The sequence below is a fragment of the Streptomyces sp. NPDC085524 genome (genome assembly GCF_044541755.1).
In the GTDB taxonomy this organism is placed as follows: domain Bacteria; phylum Actinomycetota; class Actinomycetes; order Streptomycetales; family Streptomycetaceae; genus Streptomyces.
In genome coordinates this window covers 1-5,462 of record NZ_JBITTH010000064.1, presented here as the reverse complement: position 1 = coordinate 5,462, position 5,462 = coordinate 1, and the positions used below count along the sequence as shown (strand labels likewise).

At 72.1% G+C, this 5,462-nt stretch carries 6 protein-coding genes; 5 read left to right on the top strand and 1 reads right to left on the bottom strand.

Going from position 1 to position 5,462, the window contains the following annotated elements; translation table 11 throughout:
* The first annotated feature begins 112 nt into the window (after nt 1–112).
* Nucleotides 113–601, top strand: a complete 489-nt coding sequence (locus tag ACIGFK_RS42320; protein WP_376662190.1) for a GNAT family N-acetyltransferase — start codon at nt 113–115, stop codon at nt 599–601.
* A 75-nt stretch (nt 602–676) separates the two neighbouring features.
* Nucleotides 677–1,462 carry a class I SAM-dependent methyltransferase gene (locus tag ACIGFK_RS42315; RefSeq protein ID WP_376662191.1) on the top strand — a complete coding sequence of 262 codons (786 nt, stop codon included), beginning with the start codon at nt 677–679 and terminating at the stop codon, nt 1,460–1,462.
* A gap of 5 nt (nt 1,463–1,467) precedes the next feature.
* On the opposite strand, the gene ACIGFK_RS42310 is transcribed toward ACIGFK_RS42315, so the two are convergent.
* A complete protein-coding gene (locus ACIGFK_RS42310) occupies nt 1,468–2,688 on the bottom strand; it encodes an MFS transporter (protein ID WP_376662192.1) in 1,221 nt (406 codons plus the stop codon).
* Between the two features lie 133 nt (nt 2,689–2,821).
* Here ACIGFK_RS42310 and ACIGFK_RS42305 point away from each other — a divergent pair, with 133 nt between their 5' ends.
* The 3 genes from ACIGFK_RS42305 to ACIGFK_RS42295 all read left to right on the top strand — a co-directional run bounded on the left by ACIGFK_RS42305 (nt 2,822) and on the right by ACIGFK_RS42295 (nt 5,145).
* Nucleotides 2,822–3,757, top strand: a complete 936-nt coding sequence (locus tag ACIGFK_RS42305; protein ID WP_400056139.1) for a LysR family transcriptional regulator — start codon at nt 2,822–2,824, stop codon at nt 3,755–3,757.
* A gap of 38 nt (nt 3,758–3,795) precedes the next feature.
* Nucleotides 3,796–4,491, top strand: a complete 696-nt coding sequence (locus tag ACIGFK_RS42300; protein ID WP_376662194.1) for an alpha/beta fold hydrolase — start codon at nt 3,796–3,798, stop codon at nt 4,489–4,491.
* Between the two features lie 72 nt (nt 4,492–4,563).
* Nucleotides 4,564–5,145, top strand: coding sequence for an AAA family ATPase (locus ACIGFK_RS42295; RefSeq protein ID WP_400056138.1), 582 nt, complete (start codon nt 4,564–4,566; stop codon nt 5,143–5,145).
* Nucleotides 5,146–5,462: the final 317 nt, after the last annotated feature.

Genomic DNA, 5,462 nt, shown 5'->3' with positions numbered 1-5,462 from the left:
CAGGGGGGACCCTGTGGGAGAGTAGGACGCCGCCGAACAATCATTGTGGGAAAGCCCCGCACCTTCTGGTGCGGGGCTTTTCTGCGTTTACGGGCCGATAGCGTGTCGGCCCATGGATACGAGACCTGTGCAATGGGTGCTGCGTAGCGCCGAGCCGGCGGACGTCGAGGCGATCGCGGAGCTGCGGGCCGTCGTCATGCGGCCGGACCTGGAGCGGCTCGGGCGGTACGACGAGCACAAGGTGCGGCAGCGGCTGCGGGATTCGTTCTCCGAGCAGCACACGTCGATCATCGTGGCCGATGGCGACTTCGCGGGCAGCGTCACCGTACGTCCGGCTGAGGACGGGTGGTGGCTGGAGCACTTCTACATGGCGCCGGCCGCCCAGGGGCAGGGGCTCGGATCGGCCGTCCTGCGGGCACTGCTGACGCGGATCGACGCCGACCGTGAGGTCGTACGGCTGAACGTCCTGCAGGGCAGTGCGGCCCAACGGCTCTACGAGCGGCACGGGTTCACGGTGGAGGCCCAGGATCCCGTCGACGTCTTCATGGTGCGACAGCCCGGCGCGGGCACCGCAGGCGCGCCGGGGACGGCAGGCGTCTGAGGGACGGGTTCTGGCGGGCGGCGGTGGGCCGTGCAACTCTCCCCATGACGACCAGACTTCGCGGGGGAGGCCTGCGTGGCGCTGCTTCCGGACATCACCGCCTTCTACGGCGCCGGCGATGAAGCCGCCCGTCTCACATCGGGCCGTACGCTCGGCACGCTCGAGCTGCTGCGGACCCGCGAGCTCCTGCGCAGCCGCCTTCCGGATCCGCCCGCGTCCGTACTGGATGTCGGCGGCGGGCCCGGAGTGCACGCGCGGTGGCTCACGGACGACGGGTACCGGGTCGTCGTGGTCGACCCGGTGGAGCGGCACGTACGGCAGGCCCGCGACCGGGGACTGACGGCGGTCGTCGGTGATGCCCGGCATGTGGCCGAGCCGGACGGGTCGTTCGACGCGGTACTGCTCCTGGGCCCCCTGTACCACTTGCCGGACGCGCAGGACCGGGTCCGCGCATGGCAGGAGGCACACCGGGTCGTCCGGCCGGGCGGCCTCGTGGCCGCAGCCGCGATCAACCGGTACATCGGCCTGCTGGACCCGGGCGCTGACGGTGGACCGGACGTCGCGGCGACGGGGATGCGTGTCCGGCCGGACGGTCCCACGACGTACTGCCACTCGCCCGGGGAACTGGGGGAAGAGGCGAGGCAAGCGGGCCTGACCCACGTGGAGGTCTTCGGGGTGCAGGGGCCCGCCTCTGCCGCTCTGATGGCGCAGGAGCGCCGGACCGGCAGGAAGGAGGACCTCGGACCGGAGGTACTCGCCAAGGCCCTTGCCGCTGCGCGTTGCGCCGACGGCCATCGCGGGCTGGCGGTGACCAGCGTGCACCTGCTGGTGCTCGGGTGCCGCCCGGGTGCCTGCGGGTAGGCCGGTCAGATTGTTCCGGCCGCCTGGCGGCGGGCGAGCAGCATCAGCGGGGTGGCCAGTACGAGTACGCCCGCGAGCCCGATGGCCGTACGGGGGCCGAGTACTGCGCCCAGTACGCCCCACCCCGCGGTCAGCAGCGCGGTCGAGGCCTTGGTCGTCACAGCCCAGGCGGTCAGGGTGCGGGTGACCCGGTCGGCCGGGGTGCGCTGGAGGCGGTAGGTGGTGGAGACGGGGTTGAAGACCCCGCAGCAGAAGATGAGTCCGAGTTCGACGCCCATCACCCACAACAGCCCCCCGGTGCCCGGCCCCAGGAAGGCCAGGCCGACGGGCCAGACCGCGCGCAGGGCCCCGGAGGCCGCCAGGACCCTGCGCTGCCCGAACCGGGTGACGAGCGGCCGGGCCACCCGGGCACCGAGCAGCCCGCCGATCGAAGGCAGGGCGAAGGCCAGGCCGTACTGCCACGGCGCGAACCCGAGCCGGCCGAGCATCAGGACGGCCAGCAGCGGCTGGGCGGCCATCACCAGGCCGTTGAACACGACCGTGTTGAAGAAGAGCGGACGCAGCGTCGCGTCGGCCAGGATGTACCGCCAGCCGTCGAGCAGGTCCCGGGCCCGCATGCGGGCGCTCTCCCGGCGCTCGGGCCGCGGCTCGCGCCCGCCGGTTGCGCGGATTCCCAAGGCCGAGAGCAGGTGGCTGACCGCGTCGGCGACCACTGCGGCCGGCGGGCCGAGGAGCCCGATCACGGCTCCGCCCAGCGGCGGTCCGATGATCGTGGTCGTCCAGGACGTGGACTCGAACCGGGCGTTGGCGACGAGCAGGTGCTCGGCCGGCAGCAGTGTCTTCAGGTAGGCGCCGGAGGCTGCGCGGAAGGTGATGTCCGCCGTCGCGACGACGGCCGAGACCAGAAGGAGCTGTACGAACGTGAGCGCGTCGAGCGCGAATGCGGCGGGCACCGTCAGCAGCGCCGCGAACCGCACCAGGTCCATCGCGATCAGCACCGGCCGCTTGCGGCGGAACTCCACCCACGGGCCGAGCGGCACCGCCACCGCCGCCCCCACGGCAGCCGCCACGGAGGAGAGCGCGGCGACCTCGGCCGGTCCGGCGTGCAGCACCTGGATGGCGATCAGGGGGAACGTGCCGAAGGCGAGCCAGGTGCCGAGGGCGCTGGCCCCGTACGCTCCCCAGAGCCATCCGAACTGCCGCCCTAGCCGGTGCCCGCTCCTCATGCCCGATGCCCCTCGCCACTCGACCGCACAACCGATTCGGGATCGGAATCATCAAAGCGAGCGACAGGCCCCGGGATCAAACAACCGTCGAGGCGGCAGGCACAACCATCCGTTGTGGCCGTAGGGTGTCGGCATGGACCTCGAAGCCGTCCGGACTTTCGTCGCGGCCGCCGACGGCGGCCGGTTCCAGGAGGCCGCCGCCGAGCTGTCGGTCACCCAGCAGGCCGTCTCCAAACGCATTGCCGCCCTCGAGCGCAGCCTCGGTGTACGGCTGTTCACGCGGACCGCGCGCGGTGCGGAGCTCACCATCGACGGGCAGGCTTTCCTGCCCCACGCGCGCGAGCTGTTGCGCGTCGCCGAGCGGGCGGTCGCGTCCGTGCACCCCGGCCGCCGACCGTTGCGGGTCGACGTGATCGCCTCGCGCGTCGCGCCGTCGGGGCTGATGCGCGGCTTCCACCGCGCCCACCCCGAGATCGACCTCGACGTGGTGATGCTGTTCGACATCGAGACGGCCATCGCCGCCCTCCGGTCCGGTGCGATCGACGCGTCCTTCCGCGCCGTCGCCGCGCCGGGGCGGCCCCTGCCCGAGGACATCGAGTCCGTACGGGTGCTCGACGAGCCGCTCCAGCTGCTCACCGGCCCGGCCCACGCGCTGGCGGGAGCCCGGTCGGTGACCGTCGCCCAGCTCGCCGGGCACCGGATCTGGATGCCCGGCATCGTGCCCGGGACCGAGTGGGCCGCCTACTACGACGACCTCGTCGCCGAGTTCGGCCTCACCATCGAGGCGACCGGCCCCAACTTCGGCTCCGACGCGCTCCTCGACACCGTCGCCGACACCCCGGCCCTGGCCACCTTCATGGGAGAGCAGACCCGCCTCGTCTGGCCCGCCGGCCACGGCCTGCGCCGCATCCCGGTGACCGACCCGACCCCCGTCTACCCGCACTCGCTCCTCTGGCACCGCGACAACCCCCACCCGGCGCTGGCCGCCCTGCGCGCCCACCTCGCCGCCACCGCGGCCGAACACGACGACGCCGGGACCTGGGCGCCGGGCTGGGTGGTCCCGCGCTGATCGGGGGTGCTGTCGGACCCCTCGGCTACCGTGCGGCCATGTCGAACTTCGTGCTGGTTGCAGGTGCATGGCTCGGATCGTGGGCCTGGGACGACGTGGTGCCGGTGCTGCGGGAGGCCGGCCACGAGGCGTTCCCGCTGACGCTCTCCGGCCTCGCCGAGAAGCGGGCCGTGCCCGCGGGGCAGCAGACCCACGTCCGGGACATCGTGGAGGAGGTCGAGCGCCTCGATCTGCGCGATGTCGTACTGGTCGGGCACAGCTACTCGGGCATTCCCGTCGGCCAGGCCGCCGAGCGGCTCGGTGACCGGCTGGCGCGTGTGGTCTTCGTCGACTCGAACGTGCCGGCGGACGGCGCCTCGTTCGTCTCCGCGTGGTGGGAGGGACCGGCGAAGCTGGAGGCCGCGCTCGCCGGGAACGGCGGCTCCTGGGCGCCGCTGACCGCGGCCGACTGCGAGGGGCAGGGCCTCACCGCTGGGCAGACCGCCCGCCTCGTGTCCGGCGCGACGCCGCACCCCGGCGCCTCCCTGGCCGAGCCGGCGGTTCTCGCCCGGCCGCTCGGCGAGCTCCCGGCGACGTACGTCAAGTGCCTGCTCGACGGCGCCGAGCCGACCGACGACGTGGCCGCGCTGCTGACCGGCGAGCTGTGGCGGCTGGTCGAGATGGACACCGGCCACTGGCCGATGTTCTCCCAGCCGCACGAGCTGGCGCAGATCCTCCTCGAGGCGGCCCGGTAACCCGGGCTTCCCCCTTCGCACGGGAGCCGAATTCGAGAGCGGTGCGCTGGTGGAACGTGACACGGTGGCGGGATGAACCCGCCGACCCTTGGGCCGTCCTCTCCCCGCTCCGGTCAGGTGATCGTCGTGACGGGGCCGCCGGGAGCGGGGAAGAGCACCGTGGCCGCGCTCCTCGCCGATCACCTCACCCCGAGCGTCCACCTGCACAGCGACGACTTCTGGAGTTGCATCAAACAGGGGGGAGTCCCGCCCTACCTGCCGGAGGCCGATCGGCAGAACCAGGTAGTCCTGCGGGTACTGGTCTCGGCGGCGTTCGGCTACGCGGGCGGCGGCTACCACGTGGTGTACGACGGCGTCGTCGGCCCCTGGTTCATCGACCTCTTCCGCGCCGCGGCCGAGGAACACGCCGTGCCGCTGAACTACGTCGTCCTCCGCCCGGACCAGGACACCACCATGGAACGGGCGACCGGCCGCACCGGAGACGCTCTGACCGACCCCGAACCGATCCGGTCGATGCACGCCCGGTTCAGAGATATGGGCGCGTACGAGGCGAACGTTCTGGACTCCAGCAGCCTGACCGCCGGGGTGACCGCGGCCAGCATCCTGCAGAGCCTCGCGAGGGGCGCCTACCTCCTCGGCCCGGACGACAGGTGACCGGCCCGATCGACCCTGGCCGGACCCTCGTTCCCACGTGGGACCCACGCTCGTCGTGGGGTGGCCGGTCGTTTTGACACCCCCACGGCCACGGTTGTAGAGTCGAGCAGTTGCCTGGAGCGGGACACGCTCGGCAGCAGCCCCCACAAGGAATCGCATTTCATGTGGGGACACTCGACTCTTCATTCGGGAATCGAAGCCGGGGAAATCCGGTGGAAAACTTCTGATAGAGTCGGAACCGCCGGAAAGGGAAAGCGCGAAAGCGAAGACCTGGAAAGCACCGAGGAAGTCGGACACGAAAGAGTCTGATAGAGTCG

Excerpts from the sequence above, each read along its gene's own strand:
- ACIGFK_RS42320 (WP_376662190.1), top strand. The coding sequence starts at position 113 with ATGGATACGAGACCTGTGCAATGGGTGCTGCGTAGCGCCGAGCCGGCG.
- ACIGFK_RS42310 (WP_376662192.1), bottom strand. The coding sequence starts at position 2,688 with ATGAGGAGCGGGCACCGGCTAGGGCGGCAGTTCGGATGGCTCTGGGGA.
- ACIGFK_RS42305 (WP_400056139.1), top strand. The coding sequence starts at position 2,822 with ATGGACCTCGAAGCCGTCCGGACTTTCGTCGCGGCCGCCGACGGCGGC.
- ACIGFK_RS42300 (WP_376662194.1), top strand. The coding sequence starts at position 3,796 with ATGTCGAACTTCGTGCTGGTTGCAGGTGCATGGCTCGGATCGTGGGCC.
- ACIGFK_RS42295 (WP_400056138.1), top strand. The coding sequence starts at position 4,564 with ATGAACCCGCCGACCCTTGGGCCGTCCTCTCCCCGCTCCGGTCAGGTG.